This window comes from Patescibacteria group bacterium (assembly GCA_028692545.1).
Taxonomy (GTDB): domain Bacteria; phylum Patescibacteriota; class Patescibacteriia; order UBA1558; family S5-K13; genus STD2-204.
Window position 1 is genome coordinate 1 of sequence record JAQUXC010000012.1, and the last position, 24186, is coordinate 24186.

The 24186-nt window shown below is 26.1% G+C and carries 24 protein-coding genes; 22 read left to right on the plus strand and 2 right to left on the minus strand.

Going from position 1 to position 24186, the window contains the following annotated elements; genetic code table 11:
• The 19 genes from PHZ07_04525 to PHZ07_04615 form a co-directional block, all read left to right on the plus strand.
• The coding region (locus PHZ07_04525) for a DUF5915 domain-containing protein (protein ID MDD3284830.1) at positions 1-549 on the plus strand (549 nt) is incomplete at its 5' end.
• A 5-nt stretch (positions 550-554) separates the two neighbouring features.
• Positions 555-1196, plus strand: a complete 642-nt coding sequence (recO, locus tag PHZ07_04530) for a DNA repair protein RecO (GenBank protein MDD3284831.1) — start codon at positions 555-557, stop codon at positions 1194-1196.
• A 20-nt stretch (positions 1197-1216) separates the two neighbouring features.
• Positions 1217-3226, plus strand: a complete 2010-nt coding sequence (locus PHZ07_04535) for a hypothetical protein (protein ID MDD3284832.1) — start codon at positions 1217-1219, stop codon at positions 3224-3226.
• Between the two features lie 14 nt (positions 3227-3240).
• Positions 3241-4341: a tRNA guanosine(34) transglycosylase Tgt gene (gene tgt / locus PHZ07_04540; protein ID MDD3284833.1), complete on the plus strand. Its 1101-nt coding sequence runs from the start codon at positions 3241-3243 to the stop codon at positions 4339-4341.
• Between the two features lie 113 nt (positions 4342-4454).
• Positions 4455-5102, plus strand: a complete 648-nt coding sequence (locus PHZ07_04545; GenBank protein ID MDD3284834.1) for a 50S ribosomal protein L25 — start codon at positions 4455-4457, stop codon at positions 5100-5102.
• Positions 5103-5165: 63 nt separating this feature from the next.
• Positions 5166-5672, plus strand: coding sequence for a hypothetical protein (locus tag PHZ07_04550; protein ID MDD3284835.1), 507 nt, complete (start codon positions 5166-5168; stop codon positions 5670-5672).
• A 147-nt stretch (positions 5673-5819) separates the two neighbouring features.
• Complete coding sequence (locus PHZ07_04555) at positions 5820-6494, plus strand: histidine kinase N-terminal 7TM domain-containing protein (GenBank protein MDD3284836.1); 675 nt, start codon at positions 5820-5822, stop codon at positions 6492-6494.
• A 4-nt stretch (positions 6495-6498) separates the two neighbouring features.
• Positions 6499-7467 carry an asparaginase domain-containing protein gene (locus tag PHZ07_04560; GenBank protein ID MDD3284837.1) on the plus strand — a complete coding sequence of 323 codons (969 nt, stop codon included), beginning with the start codon at positions 6499-6501 and terminating at the stop codon, positions 7465-7467.
• Position 7468: 1 nt separating this feature from the next.
• Positions 7469-8074, plus strand: a complete 606-nt coding sequence (locus PHZ07_04565; protein MDD3284838.1) for a hypothetical protein — start codon at positions 7469-7471, stop codon at positions 8072-8074.
• Positions 8075-8172: 98 nt separating this feature from the next.
• Positions 8173-9933, plus strand: a complete 1761-nt coding sequence (locus PHZ07_04570; protein MDD3284839.1) for a long-chain fatty acid--CoA ligase — start codon at positions 8173-8175, stop codon at positions 9931-9933.
• Complete coding sequence (locus tag PHZ07_04575) at positions 9930-10541, plus strand: lysophospholipid acyltransferase family protein (protein ID MDD3284840.1); 612 nt, start codon at positions 9930-9932, stop codon at positions 10539-10541. The genes PHZ07_04570 and PHZ07_04575 overlap by 4 nt, the downstream gene beginning before the upstream one ends.
• 22 nt (positions 10542-10563) lie before the next feature.
• Positions 10564-11190, plus strand: coding sequence for a class I SAM-dependent methyltransferase (locus PHZ07_04580; protein MDD3284841.1), 627 nt, complete (start codon positions 10564-10566; stop codon positions 11188-11190).
• Positions 11191-11213: 23 nt separating this feature from the next.
• Positions 11214-11879: an HAD family phosphatase gene (locus PHZ07_04585; GenBank protein ID MDD3284842.1), complete on the plus strand. Its 666-nt coding sequence runs from the start codon at positions 11214-11216 to the stop codon at positions 11877-11879.
• Between the two features lie 9 nt (positions 11880-11888).
• A complete protein-coding gene (locus PHZ07_04590) occupies positions 11889-14693 on the plus strand; it encodes an ATP-binding protein (GenBank protein MDD3284843.1) in 2805 nt (934 codons plus the stop codon).
• A 9-nt stretch (positions 14694-14702) separates the two neighbouring features.
• A complete protein-coding gene (locus PHZ07_04595; GenBank protein ID MDD3284844.1) occupies positions 14703-15155 on the plus strand; it encodes a hypothetical protein in 453 nt (150 codons plus the stop codon).
• On the plus strand, positions 15148-16329 hold the full coding sequence (pgk, locus tag PHZ07_04600) for a phosphoglycerate kinase (GenBank protein ID MDD3284845.1): 1182 nt from the start codon (positions 15148-15150) through the stop codon (positions 16327-16329). The genes PHZ07_04595 and pgk overlap by 8 nt, the downstream gene beginning before the upstream one ends.
• A gap of 1 nt (position 16330) precedes the next feature.
• Positions 16331-17590 carry a phosphopyruvate hydratase gene (eno, locus tag PHZ07_04605; protein MDD3284846.1) on the plus strand — a complete coding sequence of 420 codons (1260 nt, stop codon included), beginning with the start codon at positions 16331-16333 and terminating at the stop codon, positions 17588-17590.
• Positions 17587-19140 (plus strand): 2,3-bisphosphoglycerate-independent phosphoglycerate mutase, encoded by a 1554-nt coding sequence (gene gpmI, locus PHZ07_04610; GenBank protein ID MDD3284847.1) that lies wholly within the window; start codon positions 17587-17589, stop codon positions 19138-19140. The genes eno and gpmI overlap by 4 nt, the downstream gene beginning before the upstream one ends.
• The gene (locus PHZ07_04615) at positions 19133-19936 is read left to right on the plus strand and encodes a hypothetical protein (GenBank protein MDD3284848.1); all 804 of its coding nucleotides are present in this window, start codon (positions 19133-19135) and stop codon (positions 19934-19936) included. The genes gpmI and PHZ07_04615 overlap by 8 nt, the downstream gene beginning before the upstream one ends.
• A gap of 53 nt (positions 19937-19989) precedes the next feature.
• Here PHZ07_04615 and PHZ07_04620 read toward each other — a convergent pair whose 3' ends face one another.
• A complete protein-coding gene (locus tag PHZ07_04620) occupies positions 19990-20418 on the minus strand; it encodes a divergent PAP2 family protein (GenBank protein MDD3284849.1) in 429 nt (142 codons plus the stop codon).
• Between the two features lie 39 nt (positions 20419-20457).
• Between PHZ07_04620 and PHZ07_04625 the strand changes: the two genes are divergently transcribed.
• On the plus strand, positions 20458-21240 hold the full coding sequence (locus tag PHZ07_04625) for an undecaprenyl-diphosphate phosphatase (GenBank protein MDD3284850.1): 783 nt from the start codon (positions 20458-20460) through the stop codon (positions 21238-21240).
• Here the strand turns inward: PHZ07_04625 and PHZ07_04630 are convergent.
• Positions 21237-21866, minus strand: coding sequence for a CAP domain-containing protein (locus PHZ07_04630; protein ID MDD3284851.1), 630 nt, complete (start codon positions 21864-21866; stop codon positions 21237-21239). The two genes, PHZ07_04625 and PHZ07_04630, sit on opposite strands and share 4 nt — an antisense overlap.
• Before the next feature lie 233 nt (positions 21867-22099).
• On the opposite strand from PHZ07_04630, the gene PHZ07_04635 reads away from it, so the two are divergent.
• Complete coding sequence (locus tag PHZ07_04635; protein MDD3284852.1) at positions 22100-23179, plus strand: sugar phosphate nucleotidyltransferase; 1080 nt, start codon at positions 22100-22102, stop codon at positions 23177-23179.
• Positions 23176-24186: an endolytic transglycosylase MltG gene (mltG, locus tag PHZ07_04640; GenBank protein ID MDD3284853.1), complete on the plus strand. Its 1011-nt coding sequence runs from the start codon at positions 23176-23178 to the stop codon at positions 24184-24186. The genes PHZ07_04635 and mltG overlap by 4 nt, the downstream gene beginning before the upstream one ends.

Consider the following 24186-nt stretch of genomic DNA (forward strand, 5'->3'; position numbering starts at 1 on the left):
TCATGGCCAGAGGATACAAAATTATCAGAAGAAGAAGTTTTGCTATTAGAACAAATGGAAAAAGTTAGAAATATAGTAGAAAAAGCACATAATCAGAGAGATTTGAATTCTGTCAAATTGAGACAACCACTACTTTCTGCTAAATATGGATTTGGAAAAAATGCCCTAGACAAAGAATTGGAAAATATTATAGCAGATGAAATAAATGTTGAATCAGTTATTTTTGATGCAAATATTAGCGAAGTTGAATTGGATTTCAATTTAACAGAAGAATTAAAAGAAAAAGGTATAGTAAGAGAAATAGTAAGACAAATAAATTCGCTTAGAAAAAATGCAAAGCTTACTATAAAAGATAAAATAAATGTTTATATAAAGTCAGATGAATATATAACAAGTATTGTAAAAAATAATTTAGAAGAGCTCAAAAATAGTGTTTTAGCTAATAATTTTATTTTTGATGAAATACCAGAGGAATCTTTGATTTCACAAGATATAAAAATAAATGAATTTCAATCTACTATAATTCTTAAAAAAATTTCTATAGAATAATATTCATGGAATATATAAGCAAAGGCCTTATTTTAAGATCTTATAACTTCAAAGAAAGAGATAGGATGTATTTTGTGTTTAGTCCAAATAATGGACTTATAAAAGCTTTTGCAAAATCTGTAAGAGGTGATAAATCCAAGCTATCTGGATTTTTGAATATTCCAAATATTTCTATTTTTCAATTTGCGAGTTCTTCAGATGTCTCAAAAATATTACAAGTAAAAAATACAAGAAACTATGAAAATATATTTAATAATTTTGATAATTTTTTGATATTTAATGAACTTGCTGAAATTTTATTGTTTGTTCTTGGTGAAAATATTCAAGAAGAAAATATTTATAATTTAACAATTTTATTTCTTGAAGACTTGGACAATAATAATTTAAATCTTTACAAAAAGAAAAAAATTGAATTGGTGTATTTTGTAGCACTGCTTAATTATTTAGGATTTAAGCCAAAAAATATAGTAAATTTGGATAATTTACTGTCTAAATTTGTACTTTTGATGTTTCAAAATAGCTATTTAAAAAATCGTGATTTGATGATAAAATTAAGATTGAAGGAAAAAGATTTTATAAGTTTGAGATCTTGGTTTCGTAGCTATTTTGAAAATACTTTGGAGAAAAAAATAAATAGTTTTTTATAAAATATTAAAAAATAAAAATTGTGTTAAACTCTAATAACAAAAAAAATATCTTGGATTTATCAAAAATAGAAAAACCAAATCTTGGTTTTGGTGTTAGTGTAAAAAGAATTGAATCTTCTAATACAAAAAAAATAAATTCTGGAATAAAGCCAAGAATTCCAAACAAAAAAAAGATAAAAGAAGCTAGGCATAATAATGGTAGAGTAGGATTTACATATGATATAGATAGTATTTGGGGTACAAAAAGAGATTCAAAATTTGAATACAAAAAAAGATCATCTAGTGGAAAGAGAATTTTTATTGCTATTTTTGTTTTGTTTGTAATTGCCGCTGTTACGATATTGGGAATGTACTTTTTTGGAAATAAAAAATTAAACGGAGAAGGTGTTTCACTTAGCATAGAAGGTTCTGACGATATTATATCTGGCGAAGGAGTTAATTTGAAAATCAAATACAAAAATAATGAAAGTGTAAAAGTTGAAAATATTAGCCTAAGAATAGATTATCCAGATGGATTTCATTTTATAACATCAGATCCATATGCAAAGACATTATCTCTAAATGTTTGGGAATTAGAAGATTTGAAACCAGGACAATCAGGTGAGATAAATTTAACATCACAAATTATTGGTCTAAAAGATCAAAATATTATTATAAATGCAGTACTTTCTTATGAGCCTGCAAATTTTAGTTCTACTTTTGATGTGAAATCTCAGAAAACTTTAAAAATAAAGGATTCTTTGATGGATATTAGCGTTGAAGCTCCAGAAGAAATTGGTAATAACAATAGAGTTACGTATAATATCAAATACAAAAATATATCAAATAATACTCTAAACAATTTTAGAATAAGACTAGATTATCCAGATAATTTTACAATAATAGAATCAAACGGAGATGCAAAATTTTCTGAAAAAGATATATGGATTATTGATGAAATAAGAAAAGGAGAAGAAAACAATCTTCAAATTACGGGATTTATTGATCTAGATGCAATGACATCTTCTACTGTTGATATTATTTTGGAAGTAAAGTCTATATCAGAAGAACTTTCTATAGCAAGTAATAGTATTGATTCAAATTGGTATCCATATATTACAGTGAATAAGGATATTATGATGTCTAATGTGCCCATAGTACTCAAGGTATCTTCTAATTCTAGTGATATAGACGCACCTATAAATTGGGGCGATGAAATACATTATGTAATATATTACAAAAATAATACAGATAAGGCTATAAATGATGCACAAATATCAATGAAATTAGATTCAGATTATTTGGATTGGGATAGTTTAAAAGATGATTATGGTGGAGAAATAAAAGCAGAACAAAAAACAATTACTTGGGATAAATCATCCATACCATCTCTTGCGAAATTAGAAAAAGGACAGGAAGCTAAAATTGATTTCACTATAAAATTAAAAGCATTTGAATCTGGCTTTACTAATAAAAATAATTATTTTGTAAATTCGTCATCATCTTTATCATACAAAGATGGTACAGAATCAAAATCTGTAGATTCAAATATTTTAATAAACAAAATAAAAACTCCAATAGAATTTTCTACAAATGCTAGATATTATGATGAATATGGTAAGGAAGTCGGGTCTGGACCATTGCCACCAGAAGTTGGTAAATCTACAAAATATGAAATTGTATTTAATATAAAACCTGTTTTGAGTAGTATAAAAGGAATTAGTGTGAAGACAATATTACCGCCAGGAGTGGATTTTGTAAATGGACTTATAGAAGATGGTCAAGAAATAAAGTTTGAAACTGCTACCAGACAAGTAATCTGGAATATTGACTCTATAGAAGCTGGCAAATCTACACTTGCAAAATTTAATGTTATTATAACTCCAGATAAATCTCAAATTGGCAAAGAAATTACACTTGTAAATGCTATAAATCTTATAGCTACTGATGTATATTCAAATTCTAAAATAAATACAACAAATACATACTTGACTACAAATTTAATAGGTGATAAAAAAGCCGTAGGAAAAGACAAAGTAGTTGAACAATAAATTTGTACAATTTTATGTTTAAAGTTTTCAAAGAATCAAAAAAAAGTTGTGCCAGAGCAGGCGTTTTAAAAACCAAAAGTGGAGATATAAAAACTCCATTTTTTATGCCTATAGCTACAAGAGGAGTTATAAAATCTATTAGTTTTTTGGATATAAAAAATTTGAATCCAGAAATTATCTTATCAAACACATATCATTTATATTTAAAGCCAGGATTAAAAGTTATAAAAAAAGCTTCTGGTTTGCATGGTTTTATGAATTGTAATTTGCCAATACTTACAGATTCTGGTGGTTTTCAGGTTTTTTCTTTATCAAAAATTAGAAAAATATCAGATAAAGGTGTTGAATTTCAATCTACTTATGATGGTTCAAAACATTTTTTTACTCCAGAGAAGGTAATGAAGATACAATCAATTTTGAATTCTGATATACAAATGGTTCTAGATGTTTGTATTGATTCAAAATCATCAAGGTTAGAAATTGAAAAAGCTCTTGATCTGACAACTTCCTGGGCAAAGAAATGTAAAAGTGCAAAAATAAAACTTGATACAAAGAAAAAAAATTTATTATTTGGTATTATACAAGGTGGTTTGCACAAAGATCTAAGAAAAAAAAGTTTAGATGAGCTTTTAAAAATAGGATTTGATGGTTATGCTATAGGTGGTCTAGCAGTTGGTGAAACAAATGATGAAATGTATGATATTTTGGATTATATAGTGAAAGATATACCACATGAAAAGCCAAGATATCTAATGGGAGTAGGATACCCAGAAAATATAGTTAATGCCATAAAAAGTGGAGTAGATATGTTTGACTGCGTGATACCAACAAGAGAAGCTAGGCATGGTAGATTGTATGTTAGACTCAATAATAATTTTGATGCTAAGTTTTATAAAACTATAAATATTACAAAGTCTAGTTTTTCATCAGATATATCAAAATTGAATATAAATTCCAAAATAAAAGAATTAAGAGAATATTCAAAGGCTTATATAAATCATCTTTTTAGAGTACAAGATCCATTGGCACTTAGAATAGCAACTCTAAATAATATAGAGTTTTATCTGGATCTTTTAAGAGATATAAGAAAGGATATATTAGATAATAATTTTTAGTATTGACTAGAATATAATATTATTCTACAATAGACCTATTATTATTCATTAATTAAAGAAACCTAGTTATTCGCATGTCATAGTGATATGCTATGAACGGGAAAAGTAAATATATGAAAGAATTAATTTTAAAAGCAGAAAAGAGAGAAAATATAGGCGGTTCTAATCCAAGAAATATAAGAAAAGAGTCTTATATACCAGCTATTGTGTATGGTCCAAAACTTGAGAGTATAAATATAAAGGTCAAGAAAAGTGACTTAAATCATATTTTCAAATCTTCTGGAGAAGGAAATGCAATTAGTTTAGATATTGATGGAGCTATTCATCATGTCTTTATTCATGATTTACAAAAAGATGTTTTGACGGATGATATTTCTCATGTTGATTTTTATCAATTTGATAAGAATAAAAAATTCTCAATTGAAATACCTTTGGTATTTGAAGGTGAATCAAAAATTGTGAAAGAAGCAGGAGCAGTTTTACAAAAAGAATTAGATAGTGTCACTGTAGAAGGTTTGTATGATGATCTTATTCAAGATATAAAAATAGATTTATCTAAATTAGAAAATATCAATGATGTTGTTTATATATCGGATTTAGATATTCCTGAAAAATTAAAAGTTCTAAATGCACAAGATCAGGTAATAGTCGTTATAAAACCTATAAGAGCAAAGGTGGAAGAGGTAGTAGAAGAAACAGTACCTACAGAAACTAGTACTGAAGAGTCAAAAGAAGAGACTAAAACAGAAGAAAAAAAATAATTTCAGATTTTTTAATTTTAAAATAAATGCTATAATGTTATTGATAATAGCATTTATTTTTTTATGGATACTGATCAAAAAAATATAAGTTCACTACTAACTATAATATGTTTAATAATAATTGTAATTTGTGCAATTGTAATTTTTGGTGTTTATATGAATAAAAGATGGGAAAGAATGAGGGATATAAGGCGGCGTAGTGACGTGGCTCAAGTAAAAAAAGCATTAGAATATTATAAATTTGAGTTTAATTTACTCCCAGACAATCAAACAGATAGAGAGTGGGATGTGAGCTATGATCCTGTAAATGGAAGACAAGTATTGTTTGGGGAATTACAAGCAAAAGGGGTAGTCTCAAATATTTTTGATCCAAAAAACAATAGTAAATATTATTATAGATATCACAGGTTTGATAGTGGAGAATATGGTTGTAGTGGTGAATATGCTATTTTTCAAGTTATGAACTTTGAAGGTGGTAATTTGAGTGGTCACGGTGAGGGTTCTTGCCCAGAGAGAGATTTTGCATCTGAAACTCCAAATGGGTATACATTACAGTTTTGGACTGATTAGCTTTATTATTTTTATATCATAAATAAGCTATTTTTATGGCTTATTTTTTTGTATTGACAAAATTTATGCAAAGTAGTAAGTTTCAAGTAAAGGCCGTCTTCATTTATAAGGCCGTCTAAAGTAAACTTGTAATTAATTTAAAATTGTATGGTTTATTTAAAATTTTTTACATTATTAATTGTTTTTATTTTAGATTTGATTCTAGGTATTTTTTTGATTTGGAAAAATAAATCAAAAGATATGTCTAAAATTTATTTTGGTTTAGTATGTATTAGTGGTAGTTTGTGGTCTTTATTTTTAAGTTTTTCATTGTTAACTACTAATAGTGATTTATATTTTTTGAATGCTAAGTTATATTATTTTTTTGCTACTTTAATATTTATATTTTTTTATTATTTTTCCATCGTTTTTTTGTATAAGAAGAATGTTATATCAGAAATAATTACATATTTTATACTCTTAGGATTTATATTGGTAATATATGTATTATTTTTTGATATTTTTCTTATTGGTGTATATTTTGATAAATATGGGATGCATGAAATAGAGAATAAATTTCTACATCTATTATATGGTTTTTATATTTTATTTATTTTATTTATAAGTTATGTTAATTTGTTTGTTAAATATAAAAAATTATATGAGATTAATAAGGGAATTCTTTTTTGGGTTTTAATTAGTACATTAGCATCGTTTATCTTTGCTATATTTTTTTCTTGGTATTTGCCACATATTAATAAACATTATTTAGACTGGATAGGCCCTATATTTGCTATTATTATGAATTTTTCAATAGGATATTCATTATTTAGAAAATATTAGTTTTATGAACAAAATTCTTATTATATTTTATGGAGGTACTGGACTTTTCGAAAAAAAGGAAGGTTTTTGTTTTGTAGAAAAAAAGGATGATATAAAAAAATGGATGGAGCTTGTACCAGAAATATCTTTTATATCAAAAATAGATACTGTATTTATAGAAAAAGACAAAAATTTGATATCCAAAGAAAGTTTTCAAAGAGTTTTAAAGATAATAAAAGATAATATAGATGATTATGATGGAATACTTATAACAAATGAAGTAGATACTATTCCTATTTTTTCAAATCAATTATTTTGGCAAATACACAATCCAAAGAAACCAATAGTTATAACAGGATCTAATGTTATATATAATGAAAATGATACATTGCCAGATTTATCATTCAAAGCAAATTTGATAAATGGTTTGCAATTTATAAATACAGGACTTAGAGGGGTTTCTGTGATTTATGGAAATAGAGTAATATCTCCAACAAAGATTTATAGATCCAAATTATTTGATTTGAATATTTTTGATTCAGCTGATAAAAAATATTTGGCAAGAGTAGACTTTGGTATATCTTTGGATAGTATTCCAAACAAGGAGATTGGCAGATCTGAGTTTTTCTTTGAATTTGATGATAATTTTTTGTTTTTTAGAATTGTTCCAAATTTGGAAACTTTGAAATTTATTTTGGACAAAAATCAAGCAATAAAAGTGATAATATTTGAAGCATGGACAAATAATATAGCAAGTAGAGATAAGTTGGTAGAAATATTTGAATTTTGTAAGAAGAATAATAAATTGATTATATTTTATAATCAATTGGGTTTTGGTAAAGATTTTTTCAAATATACAATTCTTACTATTAGTCATATGACTTATGAATGTTTGTGCGCAAAGCTTTCTTGGATTTTGGGTCAAACAAAAAATCAAACAAAAATAAGAGATATGTTAAAAGATAATTGGTACGGGGAATTTTTAAAAGAATAATATGAAATTATATTTTTGTGCAAATTTGGAAATGTTGGAAGATGATTATTGGAAAGATAGATATTTTGCCGTGCACAAATTTTTGGCAAAACAGGGATTTGGTTTGATAAGTAATGTAGAGAAAAAATTTAGACGTGGAGATATAGAAGCAAGAAAAACAATAAGCTATTCAGATGTAGATGCAGTGGTAATAGAGGGCACTCATATATCATCAGATGCTATATATGTTATAGCTACAGCATTGGCTTACAAAAAGCCTGTTTTGTATCTTTTAGAAAAGGGTACTACTATTCCAGATCAATTATCATATGTAAGACAAGACAAAAATTTGAGCAAAAATTTTCACTTAATATTTTATGATGGAAAAAATAATAATTTTGATTCAAAAATAATAGGATTTTTGGATTTGTTGGAATCTGGTGCTTTACTAAAAGATAGGGTTAATGTGAAATTTACACTTAGAATTACTACAAAAATAGAGCGTTATATAAGCTGGAAGTCTGCAAGTGTAAAAAAATCAAAAGCAGAATACGTCAGAGATTTATTGACAAAACTAATGTCTTCGGATGATAAATATAAGAAGTATTTATCAAAACATGAACAATAAGTGTATGTTTTGATTTTCAGGGGGCCTTTATGGCCCCCTTTCTTTTTAAAATAGTTAATATGTGATAAAATTTAATTATAACTTAATAAAATTGATTTATGAATACTATATATTCTAGATTTTTGAGTATTTGCTCACATAGACCAAAACATACAGCTTTGGCCTATTTACACATGGGTATTTATAGAAAAATTAGTTATTCTAAGTTAAATGATTTAGTTTTGAAATTGGTGGATTATTTCATTTCTCTTGAATATAAAGAAGGGGATAGAGTAATTATTTTTAGTGAAAATAGATGGGAGTGGCCTGTTGTAGATTTGGCATGTAATTATCTTGGTCTTGTAGTCGTGCCAATTCATACTACTTATGGAGTAAAATATATTGATTATATAATTTCAGAAACATCACCAAAATGTGTTTTTGTCTCAGATCAAAAATTATTTGACCAATTTTCAAAAGTAAAAAAAGAACTTATAAATAATATTAATATAGTAGTTTTTGATATTGGGGTATCTGGTGATCACAATATAGAATATTTTAGAGATATATTGGAAAAATATAAAGGTAAATTGGAAATAAGTCCAATATCAGATGACAATAAAATATCTACAATAATATATACATCTGGCACAACAGGAATGCCAAAAGGTGTTTGTCTTACCAATAAAAATATTACTACAAATATAGATAATGTTTTGAAATATGTCCCTATATTGCATACAGATAGATTTTTTTCATTTTTGCCATTATCACATGTCTTGGAAAGAGTTGCTGGTCAGATGACACCACTATTAGTAGGGGCTTCTATATACTATAGTAGAAATCCAAAAACTATTATTGATGATATAAAGAGAGCCAAGCCAACAATTTTTGTATCTGTTCCGAGGATATTTGATAGAATATTTGACAAAATACATGACAACCTTAGAAATTCTTCTAAATTAAAGCAAAAAATATTTTATAAAGCACTTAGAATGACAAGTAAGGCAAAATCTTGTAGAAGAAAGCACGAAAGTATAAATATTTTGTGTAAATTTAGAGCCAAAATTTTTGATAAATTGGTTTTTTCAAAAATTAGACATATCTTCGGAGGAAATCTTAGACTTGCAATATCAGGTGGATCAAGTTTGGACAAAAAAATTGCAAAATTTTTTGAAGATGTTGGAATAAAAGTTTTGGAAGGATATGGACTCACAGAAACATCCCCAATAATTTCTGTAAACAAAGCAAATGAATACAAATTTGGTACAGTGGGTTTTGTATTATCAAATTTAGAATTAAAAATTAATGAAGAGAAGGAAATTGTAGTTAGAGGAGAGTCTGTAATGAATAAATATTGGAATGATGATTTATCTACTAGTGCGGTAATAGATAATGATGGTTGGTTTCATACAGGAGATTTGGGATTTGTGGACAAAGAAGGGTATTTGAATATTATAGGCAGAAAAAAAGAAATAATAGTTTTATCTACTGGAAAAAATATTGTTCCAAGTAATATAGAGAATGCTTTAAACTTTGATAAATATATAAATCAATCCATAGTTATTGGAAATAATAGAAAATTTTTGACAGCACTGATAGTGCCAGATTTTGAGGAATTGTCTATATATTGTGAAAAAAATAATATAAAACATGATGAAAGTATAGAGAGTTTTAGGGATGAGTTTATTTATAAGTTTTTTAAAGATAGAATAAATTTTATATTGAAAGATTTTTCTGATTATGAGCAAATAATAAATTTTTATTTGTTGGATAGAGAATTTGATCAAGAGCATGATGAGCTTACACCTACATTGAAATTGAAAAGAGAAAAAATAGTAGAACATTTTAATAATATAATTAATAAGTTTTATAAATGATTTACTGGATTTTAAAATATACATTAGGAATTTTAATTAGATTTATTTGGGTTAGGAGAGTTACTGGCATATCTAATATTCCAAAAAAGGGAGCGTTTATTATTTGCGCAAATCATTCAAGTTATTTTGATTTTTTAACACTTATTGCTGTTTGTCCACGAAGAATTCATTTTTTAGCGGGGGAAGTTTTTTTTGAAAAGTGGCAATGGAGATGGTTGGTACGATCAACCGACCAGATAAAAGTAGATAGAAGATCTAAAGATAAATCAGAATCTATTCATAAGGCAACAGAATATTTAAAAAAAGGAATGGTGGTTGGTATTTTTCCAGAAGGAACTAGATCTAATGATGGAAAACTTGGAAAATTTTATAATGGAGCAATAAAAATAGCAAAAGAAATAAATGTTCCAATTTTGCCAGTTGGTATAAATGGTACATTTGAAATAATGTCTAGATTCGATAAGTATCCTAATTTTGACAAAAAGTGTATATTAAATTTTGGATCTTTGGAACGCTATTCAAATAATATTTTTGTAGGAGATAATTTGTTAGATAAATTTAGTAATGAATTAAGAAAAAAGATTAATAATTTAATTAATATAGTCTAATTAAAAAATAAATTTATAATTTATGGGTTTGCAAAATATTGAAGAATATGAAAAATATAATAATTTGTTTTTTAAAAAACATTTACCGTTTTATTTTTTTATTAATTTTTTTATCTCATCTTTGCATAATGAGGTAGCTAATAGAATATATAAAAAAGATGCAAAAGTTATAGATTTAGCCTGTGGTACAGGTAATCAAGCTATAAAATTAGCGCAGAAGGGTTTTTTTGTTGTTGGGCTAGATTTGTCAGGAGATATGTTAAAAATAGCTAGAAAAAAAAATAAATCATATTATAATCTCGAATTTGTTTTAGGTGATGCTAGTCGTACTATGTATAAAGACGATTTATTTGATGCATCAATCATATCTTTGGGTTTGCATGATATGCCTGAAGAAATAGCTGAACTCGTTTTAAAAGAAATGAAAAGAATAACTAAAAATAAAGGTAAGATATTTATTATAGAGCATGATGAATCTAGATTTTCTTTTTATTATAAGATTATTAATATATGGGAATCTAAATATTTTAATAATTATATTAGAAGGGGTATGAAATATTTTTTAAACAAAGTTCAGTTAGTACCTGTTTATGAAAAAAATAATATATTTAAAACTTTGAAAGTTATTGAATGTTTAAATAATAAATAATTAATTTATTAATAATAAAAAATATGAATAAAAAAATTGTAGTTTTTGATGTTGGTAGGACTTTAGTTAAAATAACACATAAAGATATAATTCGTTTTTTTTTGAAGAGAGGAAAGACTAATATATTTTTTCTTTACATTATTTATTTTCTTTTTTTTATACATAAGATTATTGGTATAAATAATAAAAATGTTTGTCATATAACTAAATTTTCTTATAAAATTTTTAAAAATCAGGATGCTAAAGAAATGAATAAAATAAGTGAGGATTTTTTTGATTCCTATTTAAAAGACAAAATTTATAATAAATCTGTCGAGACGATTAAACAACATGTAGAAAATGGTTATGAAGTTGTATTAATTTCAGCTTTATTTCCAGGTGTTGTCGATTGTTTAAAAAAATATTTAAATCTTAATTTTGTTATAGTACCAGAGTTAGAAGTTGTAGATGGAAAATATACAGGAAAAGTTTTGAATTTAATTCCTTATGGTTCTAATAAAGCTATTTTGGTAAGGAAGTTAGTTGAAAAAGAAAATTTTTCTTTTAGTAATAGCTATGCTTATTCTGATAGATTTTCAGATATAGAATTATTTGAACTAGTAGATGTGCCTATAGTTGTTAATCCAGAGCCAAAATTAAGGATAGAAGCTAATAAAAGAAACTGGAAAATATTAGATTTATCAATTTAATTTTTAATTATGCTTAACGTATTTTCAATATTTTTACTTTTAACATCTATATTATCTTTTTTATTAGGATTTCTTGTTTTATTTAAAAGATCCAAAAAGAATACTATGACTTTGGCTTTTTTGGGTTTAACTTTTTTTACTTCATTATGGGCACTTAGTTATTATTTATCAATATCTATAAATAATTATGATATTGCTATTTTTTGGGCAAAAATGGTTACTTTTAATTCGATATGGATTCCTATTTTTCTTTTTAATTGGGTGCGTCTATTTTTAAAAGATATTGGTTTAAGAAAAGTTCATTTTAATGATTATGTAATGTATGTTTCTTATTTTTTAGGTTTTTTCTTTTCTTTTTTTAGTTTTAGTAAATTGATGATATCTAGTTTCGAACAAAAACTATTTTTTTCAGTGTGGCCTAATCCAGGAATTTTGTATCATTTTTATTTTATATTTTGTTATGTGGGGCTGTCTTTTTATACAGGAATTATTTTATTAAAATATTATAAAATCGCAAGAGGTTATGCTAGAAATCAGATAAAATATGTTAGTATAGGCTGTATAGTTGCATTGATGGGTGGAATTTCTAATTTTTTTCTTTGGTATAATATTTTAATTCCTCCTTATGGTATTTTTTTTATACCCATATATCCAGTAGCGTTTACATATGCCATGATTAAGTATCGTCTAATGGATATTCGTCTTGTAATATCCAAAAGTATTCTTTATGTAATTTTGGTCAGTGTAGTTACATTTACTTTTACTGTTTTTACGTTTTTGGCAGGTAGAATATTTGCAGAAACATCAGATTTTTCTGGATTATTAGTAACATTTATCGTTTCTCTCGTTGTTGTTATAGGATTAGATCCACTAAAACGTTTCTTATCAAAAATTACGGATAATATATTTTATAAAGGAAAAATAGATTATCAAGAAGTGCTTAGAAAATTGAGCGAAATTATTGCTATAGAAATTGATCTGAACAAATTATTGATTAATTTATCAAATACTTTAAGCAAACTTATAAAATGTGAGAATGTAGATTTTTTACATTTACAAGATATTGCTGGTATATACAGGGGTGTTTCGGACAAGAACATTTTGATAACAAAAAATGATAATATTTTTAATTACATAAATGATAAAAGGGAAATTATAATAACAGAAGAATTAGAAAGATTATCTTTTGAATCAAATAATACTTATGATTTAGTAGGTATTGTAGATAGATTGAAAAAAATGCAAATAGGTCTTATAGCTCCTGTTTTGGCAGAGGGTAAAATTACTGCATTTTTAATAATAACAAAAAAGTTGTCTGGAGATATATTTTCTGCACAAGATGTAAATCTAATTTCCGTTCTTACTCCTCAGATTGCAAATGCACTTGAGAAAGCAAAACTATATGGAGAAATTCAGAAGTTTAATATTAATTTGCAAGACAAAGTAGATCAAGCTACAAAAGAATTGAAACAAGTAAATATAGATCTTGCTAGTAGAAACAAATATTTAGTAGCACTTCAAAAGATAAGTAGTACTATTACTAGAACTCTTGATTTATCTGCTGTTATTGAATTTATTGCTTCAAGTGTCAGAAATGAACTTGGATTTATAGGTGGTGTAGTAAATTTTGTAGACGAGGATGGCAAATATATTTATATAGGCGGAATGAGTGCAGATGAAAGTGTTAGAAATGCTGTAAGTGTTCTCAAAAAAGATCCAAGAGAATACAAGATTTTTTTGAAAGAAAAAAATAATATAGCTATAAAATCTATAGTTACTGGTGAAATACAAAAAAGTGATAAGGTGTATGATTTTTTTGTACCTGCTATTAGTGAATTAGATGCTAACAAAATACAAGAATCTTTGAAAATAAAATCTGGAATTTCTGTTCCTATATATTCTGAAAATAGAATAATAGGATCTATTGATTTCTTTTTGGAAAAAACAATAGATCGAATAAAAAAGGAGGACTTGGATGTTATGAAAGCATTAGCAGATCAGACAGGTCTTGTTATTAGAAATTTGAATTTGTACAGAGAGCTTAGTAGTAAAAATATGGAGCTAAAAGATGCAAATATCCATCTAAAGAAGCTAGATCAAGCAAAGTCTGAATTTTTATCTATTGCATCTCATCAACTTAGAACTCCTCTTACTGGAATCAAAGGCTATTTATCTATGATTATAGAGGGGGATTATGGAAAAGTACCTGATAGATTGCTAAAAATTATAAAAGAAGTTTTTGAGGCAGGAGATAGAATGAGTAGACTAGTAAATGTGTTTTTGAATGTGTCTAGAATAGAGTCAGGTAGATTGAAATTAGATTTTTCTGAAGTTGATATTGCTAGTGTTATTGACAGATGTATAAAAGATTTAGAATCAAATGCAAAGAAGAAAAACATTGTTTTGAATTTCAAGGATTCAAGATCAGATGATAAAAAAGATAAAAAAATTAATGCAGACCCTGATAAATTAAAAGATACAATTTTGAATTTGATTGACAATGCTATAAAGTATACAGAAAAAGGTTCTGTGGTAGTTGAGCTAAGTAATGATAAAAATAATGTTATAGTGAAAATAAAAGATACTGGAATAGGACTTAGTGATTCAGAAATAGATAGATTGTTTAGCAAGTTTTCAAGAGGAGATGATAGTGCAAAAATAAATACTGATGGATCAGGTTTGGGACTTTATATAGCTAGAAAAATTGTTGAAGCTCATGATGGTAAAATTTGGGTTGAAAGTGAAGGGAAGGGCAAGGGAAGTACATTTCAATTTACTTTATCATTTAATAAAGTAAATATAGAGAAGGAATAATAGTTTTTTATGTATGTTATTTATGAACAATTTCAGAAAAGCAGAATTATTGTATTTTTTACATATATTATAATAGCTTTTTTGTTGTTGTTTATTATAATTCGTAGTGGACTTCCAAATACAACAAGTATTGTTTTATTTTTTGTATTTTTATTTGATATTTATTTGTTTATTTGTTTTTATAAATTAACATTTAAAATAACAAGTGAAGGAATTGAATTTGGTTTTGGCATTTTTAAAAGAAAAATAAAAAAAGATAAAATACAATCTATTTTTATAGACAACTCTGTGAGTATATTCATTGGCTATGGAATAAGGTTTGGAAAAAATAAGACACTTGGTTTTATAGCAAGAGTAGGAGATGGGTTAACTATAAAAACAAAATATGGATTAGTATTTTTTGTAAGTTTAGATGATCCTAAAACAGCATTAGATATAATAAAACAAAATAATTATGTATAAGACATTAAAAAATATAGAAAATTTAAAATCCAAAAAAGTTTTATTGAAATTAGATTTGAATTTATCATTTTTAAAAAATGGTCAAATTGATCCAGAAAATGCTTTTAGAATAGAAGCATCACTAGAAACTATAAAGTATTTAATAAATAAAAATGCAAAGATAGTAATAATTTCATATATTGGTAGACCAGATGGTAAATTTGATAAAAAATACAAAATGGATTCTGTGGCAAAAATACTTTCCAAATATTTGAAAAAAAATGTTAAGAAATTAGATAGTGCTTTGCCTGAGGAAATATCTTCTCATATAGAAAAAATGAAAAATAAAGAAGTGATTCTTTTAGAAAATATAAGATTTTATAAAGAAGAAATGACAAATGATGAAATTTTTGCAAAAAATTTGGCAAAACTTTTTGACTTATACATAAACGATTCATTTTCAAATGCACATAGAAAACATATGTCGTCTTGCTCCATCACAAATTTTCTACCTAGTTATATGGGACTTAGATTTGAATATGAAATATTATATTTAAATAAAATATTGAATTCAAAGTTTAGTAAATCAGTTCTTATAATGGGTGGAGCAAAAGCAGAGACAAAACTTCCTGTTATTTCAAAATTAAAAAACAAATTTGAAGTAATCCTTTTAGGAGGAGTTTTGGCTAATAATTTTTTGTATTCAAGAAATTGTAATATAGGAAAATCTCTTTTTGAAAAAGATTTGATAAATGAGTCAAAAAAAATAGATTCCAAAAAAATAATTCTTCCAGTAGATGTTGTAGTTTCAAATAAAATAGATGCCAAATCCAAATCCTATATAAAATATATTAGTGACATTTCAAAAGATGATATAATTTTAGATATAGGCCCAGAGACTATAAAATTATTTTCTAAATATATAAAACAGGCAAAATTTGTTTTGTGGAATGGGCCTTTGGGATATTTTGAAATCAAAAAATATAGAAATTCTACCGAAATTATTGTAAAGGAAATAAAAAAATCAAAAGCACTATCATATTCTGGAGGTGGAGAAACTGTAGCACTTCTAAGTGAGTTAAATATGAAAAATGCTTTCAATTTTATATCAACTGGTGGTGGTGCTATGCTTGAATTTTTGTCTGGAAAAAAATTACCTGGTTTAGAATCACTTAAAAATAACAAAAAAAAGTAGTATGCCAAAAATAGAAAAAATAATAGCAAGAGAAATTTTGGACTCAAGAGGTAATCCTACTGTTAGTGCTACTGTTTTTTTGGATAATGATAAATATTATTTTGCATCTGTACCGTCTGGATCTTCTGTTTCTAGTTTTGAAGCATTTGAACTGAGAGATGGAGATGGTTCTAGATATAGGGGATTGGGAGTTTTAAGAGCTGTTGATAATATAAATACAAAAATAAATAGTCTTTTGAAGGGTCAAACAGTTGATGATCCCATATCTATTGATAAGCAAATAATAGAATTAGATGCTACAGAAAATAAAACAAACTTGGGAGCAAATGCAATACTTCCTGTTTCTATGGCTATAAATAGGGCAGCTGCAGAATCTAGTCATATGCCATTGTATAAGTTTATAAATAAGTATTATAATTTTTCTACCAAGCCAAGTTTGCCAATACCTATAGTTAATGTGATAAATGGAGCTAAGCACGCAGATTCAAATTTGGATATTCAAGAGTTTTGGATTATCCCAGAAAAATTTAATAGTTTTAGGGAGAGACTAAGATGTGCTTCTGAGATTTTTCATGAATTAGGAAATGTACTTTCTATAAATGGATATGATACTGATTTAGGTAATGAGGGTGGTTATGCCCCTGATTTCAAAAATACAGAAGATGTTTGGAAAATGATTACATTTGCTATACATCATCAAAACTATAGTGATAAAGTTTATTTGGGAATAGATGCAGGAGCCTCTACTTTTTATAATAAACATTCCAAGAAGTATATTCTAAAATTAGATAAAAAGGAATTAAATTCTTTGGAACTTATAAATTATTATATGAATTGGATAAAAAAATATCCATTTAAATATATAGAAGATCCGCTTGATGAAGAAGATTGGAATAATTGGATTGAATTAAAAAAGACTTTTGATTTTGTAAATGGTAATATTAATATTATAGGAGATGATTTGTTTTCTACAAATACAAAAAGATTGCAAAAGGGAATAGATTTAGATTGTGCAAATTCTGTGATTATAAAACCAAATCAAATAGGAACTATAATGGAGACTATAGATTGTATTAAGTTAGCACAAAAAAATAATTTTTCTATAGTTGTGTCTCATAGGAGTGGTGAAACAACAGATGATTTTATTTCTGATTTAGCTGTTGGTTCTAGTTCGCAGTACATAAAGACAGGTTCTATATCTAGAGGAGAAAGAATTTGCAAATACAATAGATTATTACAAATAAGCGATGAAATAATATGAAAAAAACAAAATTAGCACTTATAATTTTGGATGGTTGGGGTATTGCAAAACCTTCTAAAGGCAACGCTATCACTCTCGCCAATACTCCTAATTATAATTATTTTTTAAAACATTATCCACATTCACAACTTATAGCTCACGGTGAGAAAGTTGGTTTACCAAAGAATCAAGATGGTAATTCTGAGGCTGGTCATATAAATATTGGAGCTGGAAGAGTAGTTTTGCAAGATGATATGTATATAACAAAATCTATCAAAGATGGAACATTTTTTAAAAATCCAGCTTTTATGGACGCAATACAGCATGTAAAGAAAAATAATTCCAGCATGCATTTATTAGGCCTTTTGAGTGGTTATCAAAGTGCGCATGTAAATCCACATCACATATCTGCAATATTTCAAATGTTAAAAGAAAAAAATATAAAGAAAGTATATGTTCATTTGTTTACTGATGGACGTGATTCATCTCAACATTCTGCAATAAAATTTGTAAAAGAATTAAAAAAAGGTTTTAGAAATGGAGAAAAAATAGCAACTGTAATAGGTCGTTTTTATGCAATGGATAGAAATAAAAAATGGGATAGAACAGAAAAGGCATACGATGCTATGGTAAATGGAAAAGCTTTATTCGCAGAATCAGCAGAGGAGGCCATAATGCAGGCTTATAATAGAAATGAAACAGATGAGTTTATAACACCGACAGCTATTACAGAAAATGGCAATGTAATAACTAAAATACGAGAAAATGATTCAATAATATTTTTTAATCTTAGGTCAGATAGAGCAAGACAAATGGCTAAATTATTTGTTCAAAAAAATATTTGTGATAGAAATCAGAATTGTAAGATAAATAGGAAAAGATTAAAAAATATAAAATTTGTTTCTATGACAGATTTTGGTCCAGATTTAGATGATATTTTAAATGCTTTTCCATCAAGAGATATTGATCAAACTTTGCCAATGCAATTAAGAGATTTTAGGCAGTTATATATATCTGAGAGTGAAAAATATGCACATATTACATATTTTTTTAATGGGGGATATAAAGATCCTGTTGCAGGAGAATCAAGAGAAATGGTTTTATCTCCAGATGTAGATTCATACGCAACTGTTCCAGAAATGAGTTCTTATAAGCTAGCAGATAAAATTATAAAATATGTAAAAGAAAATAAGTATGATTTTTATGCTATAAATTTTGCAAATTCAGATATGGTAGGTCATACTGGTAATTTAAGTGCTGGGATAAAAGCAATAGAAAGTATAGATCATTGTTTGGGTAAATTATACAAAGCTTTTAAATCAAAGGGTTTTGTAGTAATAATAACAGCTGATCATGGTAATATAGAAGAAATGATAAATTTGAAAACAGGTGAGGTTGATACAAAACATTCGAAGAATCCAGTTCCTTTTATGCTTATAAATGCAGATTCTAAAATTAATAAATTACAGAATGGAATTCTAGGAAATATTGCTCCTACTATATTAGATATTTTGGGTTTAAAGAAACCAAAGGAAATGACATCTAAAAGTTTATTACAAAAAAATGCCTGAAGAAAGATTGAGACCAATATGTTTACTAATTATAAGTGGTTTAGATGCAGAGCATCTAAATGATAATGATTTTAATTTATTATCAAAATTTTCAAGTATCTACCCATTAGTTTTTTTGGAGTCAAATTATAAAAATATAACTGACATAACTAATTCTTATATAGAATTAGGAACTGGTACTCATGGTTTAGATAAGTCCGAAAAGTCATCAAAAACATCATTATCTGAGGTTTTGAGTTTTGCAGGATCAAAACAGTTACATATATCAGAGACAGAAGATTATGCAAATCTCACCTTCTTTTTTAATGGAAAAAAGAGAAACAAAAATTTGAATGAAGATTGGTTTCAAGTGAAGTCTCCAAAAATGGACAATTATTTGGATAACCCAGATATGATGATATCAAAAATACAATCGAAATTAATTGAATCAATAGAAAAAAGAAATTATGATTTTATAGTTACAAATTTCAATAATCTGCTCTGTAATTTCAAGTCAGATGAAGATAAAAAAAGAGCTTTTAGTATATTAGATAGAAAAATAAAAAATTTAGTAGATGTGATATTATCTTTAAATGGAGCCTTGTTTATTACTTCAAATATAAGTTTTAGAAATTCGAGTTTGCCACTTTTAATGATAAGCAAAGAATGGAAGAATAGAAGTTTTATTGATTATGATCATTCAAAGGGTATTTTAGATCAAAAAGTTAGTGCTAGATTATTTGATATCGCACCCACTATTTTAAAGGTGATGGGTATTACAAAGCATAAGCAAATGCAAGGTGAGTCAATAATATAAAAATCCCGTAAAGTTATTCTACCTAACGGGATTTTTTAATTCTTCAAATTTTTTTAAATAAATATAATAAGTAGAGTAAGAGATACTCCTATTATTATTCCTATAAGAGTTTCAGATAATGTATGAGCTATTCTTTCATTTAATATATCATATTTATATTCTTTGTTGTCAGGAAGGTCTATTATTATTTTGTTTATTGTTTTGCTTTGATCTGTAATAAATCCACGAAGCCCCACAGCATCTGCTATAACAATTGCAGCTAAAAAGAAACTCATTGCAAACTCTGGAGAGTCAATACCACTTCTTATAGCCATAATAGTTGCAATAGAAGAAACAAGAGCACTGTGAGCAGATGGCATACCTCCATAACATAGAATATTTTTCCATGTAAATTTGTTTTTGAATATCAAAACGATGGACTTAAACACAAATTGAGTAAGTATTACTATTACTATTGGTATTATGAGAAATTCATATTTCATATTATAATTATAATACAGTATAAAAAATATTCAAAATTTATGTTTATAGACATTTTGTTTTTATCTTTATTACAGGCTGTTACTGAATTTTTTCCAGTTTCTAGTTCTGGGCACTTGATTTTGTTTCATAAATTTTTAGGTACCAATAGCTTGTTGGATAATCTTGCTTTTGATGTTGTTTTGCATGGTGGTAGTTTGCTAGCAATTATTATATTTTTTTATAAAGACATTATTAATATATCAAAAACATTATTTTCTGATATAAAAAATAGATCTTTAAAAAATAGTTCAGCTCTTATAATATTTGTAGCAATAATACCAGCTGGACTAGTTGGTTATTTTTTTGAAGATTTTATAGATTCTATAAGAGATCCTAAAGTAGTTGTTTTTGCTTTAATTTTTGGAGCAGTACTTTTTCTTATAGCAGATAAATATTTTAAAAGAAAAAAAGATTTTTCAAATATAAATTTTTCGGATGGAATTTTTATTGGATTGTTGCAATGTTTATCCTTTATTCCAGGAATTTCTAGAAGTGGAATTACTATTTTTGCAGGTATGGGTAGAGGACTTAGTAAAATAGATGCAGCTAGGTTTTCATTTATTATGGCAACACCACTTTTATTTGGTGCATTTATAAAAAAAATAACTGATATTCCATCAGCTGATAATTATTATATTTTATTGTTGGGTTTTATTTTTACTGCCTTTTTTAGTTTTTTTGCTGTTAAATTTTTGATGAATATACTTTCAAAACTAGGTTTAAAAGTTTTTGCGTATTATAGAATAATATTAGCAATAATAATTATAATATTTTTTCTTTAAACTATATTCAAATTTTTATTTATATAATTTTCTTCGGTTGAATATATCATAACTTCTGATATATGATTTTTTATTGTTTCTTCTAGTGTTATTGGATCACTCTCTGGTCTTCCAAATATTTGTACGATTATTATTTTTCCTTCATTATTAGTTGTTATAGCTATTCCTGTTTCTGTAAAGTTTTTTTCCAAAATGTTTTCTTTGTGACTTTCTGATTTCATCCATGCGTTTATGGTAGTTTCCTCTGTCTGGAAATTAATAGCTAGGTTTTCACCAATAAAAGAATATTTATAATTAGTCTCTTTTATCCAACTTGAAAATTGTTTTCCGTTAGGAGAATTATGATCAAAGTATTTCTTGTCTGCCAAATCTTTTGCTTTATTTTTTGCTGCTTGTATCAATTTGTTGTTTAGAGTCAAAGGGGGTATATTCCTTTTGATTCTTTCTTTATTTATAAGGTTAAATATTTGAGTGGCAGATATATTTTCTTTTGCTACTGCTATTTTTATTTGACCTAAAGATAACCACTGAGTGCTTATTATAAGTAAAATCAAAAATATCTTCATTACGAGCATGAATATTATTTTTAAAATTTTTGGATATTTTTCTAAGTTTTGTGTTCTCATTTTGTCTTTTAAATAAAAAATACTTTGCATTAAACCAAAGTACTAAAAATAGTGATTATTAAATATAGATTTTTGTTTTACTTTTTGTATTTTGGTTTTTGTTTTTGTATAGATTTTAACCTATATATATAATACTAGTATAGCATATATTTTTTGACTTGTCAAGGTTTAATTTTTATTTTGATTTTTTATGTTATAATAACTATAAGAATTAATTATTTTTAATATATTTTATGGATTATGTAGTTATATTAGCAGGGGGTACTGGCACAAGACTTTGGCCAATATCAAGAGTAAACAAACCAAAACAATCAGAATATTTTTTTGATAAAAGGACATTATTGCAGATAACTTATGATAGAGTGCTTACTGGTTTTAGAAAAGAGAATATATTTATTTCTTGTGGTAAATCTCAGCTCGATCTTTTAAGGACTCAGTTGCCAAAGGTTCCTATAAATAATTTTATAGTAGAGCCGGTTGCTCGTGGTACAGCTATGGCAATAGGACTTGCATGTGTGAAAATATATTCATATGACAAAAATGCAAATATTATAATTGCTAATGCTGATCATTTTGTTCGTCCAGATACTAAGTACATAAGTTTATTAAAAAAATCTTCCAATATTATTTCAAAGTACAAAAAACATTTATGTCTTGTGGGGATAGAGCCATCATATCCAGAGATTGGATATGGGTATATAGAAATTTCAAATAAGTTTAATAATTTGGATTTTGTTTATGATATAAAAAAATTCAAGGAGAAACCAGATTTTAGTACGGCAACAAAATATTTTAAATCAAAAAAGTTTTTATGGAATACGGGATGGTTTATTTTTGATCCAAAAACAATGTTAGATTTGTTTGAAAAATATTTACCAAAACAGTATAAGGCATTAAAAACTATTGAACAAAATATTGATTCAGTAAATTATAACAAGACTCTAGAAAAAGAATTCAAGAATTTGGAATCAATTTCAATAGATTATGGTATAATAGAAAAGACAAAAAAAATGTTTGTAATAAAATCTAGTATAGAGTGGTTTGATATAGGAAGTTGGAGTGCTGTAAAAGATTGTTTTTCTAAAAATTTAAGAAGTAATTTGGAAGAGGGAAATATAATATCACTTGATTCAGAGGATAATTTGATAATAAATAAGAATAAAAATAAGATAGTTTCAGTGGTTGGCGTAAATAAATTTGTAATTATTGATACAGAGGATGCTTTGTTTATATGTCCAAAAAATAAATCTCAAGAAGTAAAAAAAATAATAAATCATTTAAAGTCAGATAATAAATTGAATAGATATTTATGATAAAACTTTCAAATATTAATAAAATTTTTATATTTTTTGTACTTATTTTTTTATTGTTGTGTTTTTTTTATTTATTTCAAGTAAAAATTCCTTTATCTTCTGATAAAGAAAAAATAATTTTTAAAATAGAAAGTGGAGAATCGTCAAAAATTGTATCTCAAAAATTAGAAGATTCTAAAATTATTAGAAGTGCTTTTTGGTTTAGGTTATATTTAAAAAGCAAAAATTTATCTTCAAAAATAGTTTCTGGATCTTTTGAATTATCTTCATCTATGAATTTCAGAGGTATATCTGATATTATTACAAAGAATCCAAAAAATTTTAGTGAAGAAACTATAAAGACAATAGAGGGTTGGAATTCTATTCAAATGGCAAAATATTTAGAAGAAAAAGGATTCTGCATAGAAAAAGATTTTTTTGATATTATAAAAAAGAAATTTGATTATGATTTTTTGAGTGACAAACCAAATGCATTTGATTTGGAAGGATATTTATTCCCAGATACTTACAGGGTCTACAAAAGTGCTAGTTGTGAAGATTTGGTTATAAAATTTTTAAATAATTTCGAAAATAAATTAGATGATCAAATTAGACAAGATATAAAATCTCAAAACAAAACAATTTTTGAAATTATTACAATGGCTTCTATTGTAGAAAAAGAAGTAAGAAGTGTGAATGATATGAAAATTGTTTCTGGTATTTTTTGGGACAGAATAAAAAATGGACAGGCACTTGAATCATGTGCAACATTAGCTTATATATTAGGAGAGAACAAAGATCAATATTCTTATGAAGATACTCAAGTAGATTCAGCTTACAATACTTATCAAAATAGAGGATTGCCACCTGGTCCAATAGCAAATCCAGGTTTAAATGCAATAAAAGCAGCTGTTTATCCGGAGTACACTAATTATAATTATTTTCTTACAGATCCAGAAACAGGAAACACTATATTTAGTAAAACTTTTGAAGAACACAAACAGAATAAGTTAAAATATTTGGATTAA

Coding starts and splice junctions, on each gene's coding strand:
- PHZ07_04635 (MDD3284852.1), top strand. CDS start 22,100: ATGGATTATGTAGTTATATTAGCAGGGGGTACTGGCACAAGACTTTGG.
- recO (MDD3284831.1), top strand. CDS start 555: ATGGAATATATAAGCAAAGGCCTTATTTTAAGATCTTATAACTTCAAA.
- PHZ07_04575 (MDD3284840.1), top strand. CDS start 9,930: ATGATTTACTGGATTTTAAAATATACATTAGGAATTTTAATTAGATTT.
- PHZ07_04620 (MDD3284849.1), bottom strand. CDS start 20,418: ATGAAATATGAATTTCTCATAATACCAATAGTAATAGTAATACTTACT.
- PHZ07_04560 (MDD3284837.1), top strand. CDS start 6,499: ATGAACAAAATTCTTATTATATTTTATGGAGGTACTGGACTTTTCGAA.
- PHZ07_04550 (MDD3284835.1), top strand. CDS start 5,166: ATGGATACTGATCAAAAAAATATAAGTTCACTACTAACTATAATATGT.
- eno (MDD3284846.1), top strand. CDS start 16,331: ATGCCAAAAATAGAAAAAATAATAGCAAGAGAAATTTTGGACTCAAGA.
- PHZ07_04630 (MDD3284851.1), bottom strand. CDS start 21,866: ATGAGAACACAAAACTTAGAAAAATATCCAAAAATTTTAAAAATAATA.
- PHZ07_04615 (MDD3284848.1), top strand. CDS start 19,133: ATGCCTGAAGAAAGATTGAGACCAATATGTTTACTAATTATAAGTGGT.
- PHZ07_04580 (MDD3284841.1), top strand. CDS start 10,564: ATGGGTTTGCAAAATATTGAAGAATATGAAAAATATAATAATTTGTTT.
- PHZ07_04595 (MDD3284844.1), top strand. CDS start 14,703: ATGTATGTTATTTATGAACAATTTCAGAAAAGCAGAATTATTGTATTT.
- PHZ07_04545 (MDD3284834.1), top strand. CDS start 4,455: ATGAAAGAATTAATTTTAAAAGCAGAAAAGAGAGAAAATATAGGCGGT.
- PHZ07_04565 (MDD3284838.1), top strand. CDS start 7,469: ATGAAATTATATTTTTGTGCAAATTTGGAAATGTTGGAAGATGATTAT.
- PHZ07_04585 (MDD3284842.1), top strand. CDS start 11,214: ATGAATAAAAAAATTGTAGTTTTTGATGTTGGTAGGACTTTAGTTAAA.
- tgt (MDD3284833.1), top strand. CDS start 3,241: ATGTTTAAAGTTTTCAAAGAATCAAAAAAAAGTTGTGCCAGAGCAGGC.
- mltG (MDD3284853.1), top strand. CDS start 23,176: ATGATAAAACTTTCAAATATTAATAAAATTTTTATATTTTTTGTACTT.
- gpmI (MDD3284847.1), top strand. CDS start 17,587: ATGAAAAAAACAAAATTAGCACTTATAATTTTGGATGGTTGGGGTATT.
- PHZ07_04625 (MDD3284850.1), top strand. CDS start 20,458: ATGTTTATAGACATTTTGTTTTTATCTTTATTACAGGCTGTTACTGAA.
- PHZ07_04590 (MDD3284843.1), top strand. CDS start 11,889: ATGCTTAACGTATTTTCAATATTTTTACTTTTAACATCTATATTATCT.
- PHZ07_04570 (MDD3284839.1), top strand. CDS start 8,173: ATGAATACTATATATTCTAGATTTTTGAGTATTTGCTCACATAGACCA.
- pgk (MDD3284845.1), top strand. CDS start 15,148: ATGTATAAGACATTAAAAAATATAGAAAATTTAAAATCCAAAAAAGTT.
- PHZ07_04555 (MDD3284836.1), top strand. CDS start 5,820: ATGGTTTATTTAAAATTTTTTACATTATTAATTGTTTTTATTTTAGAT.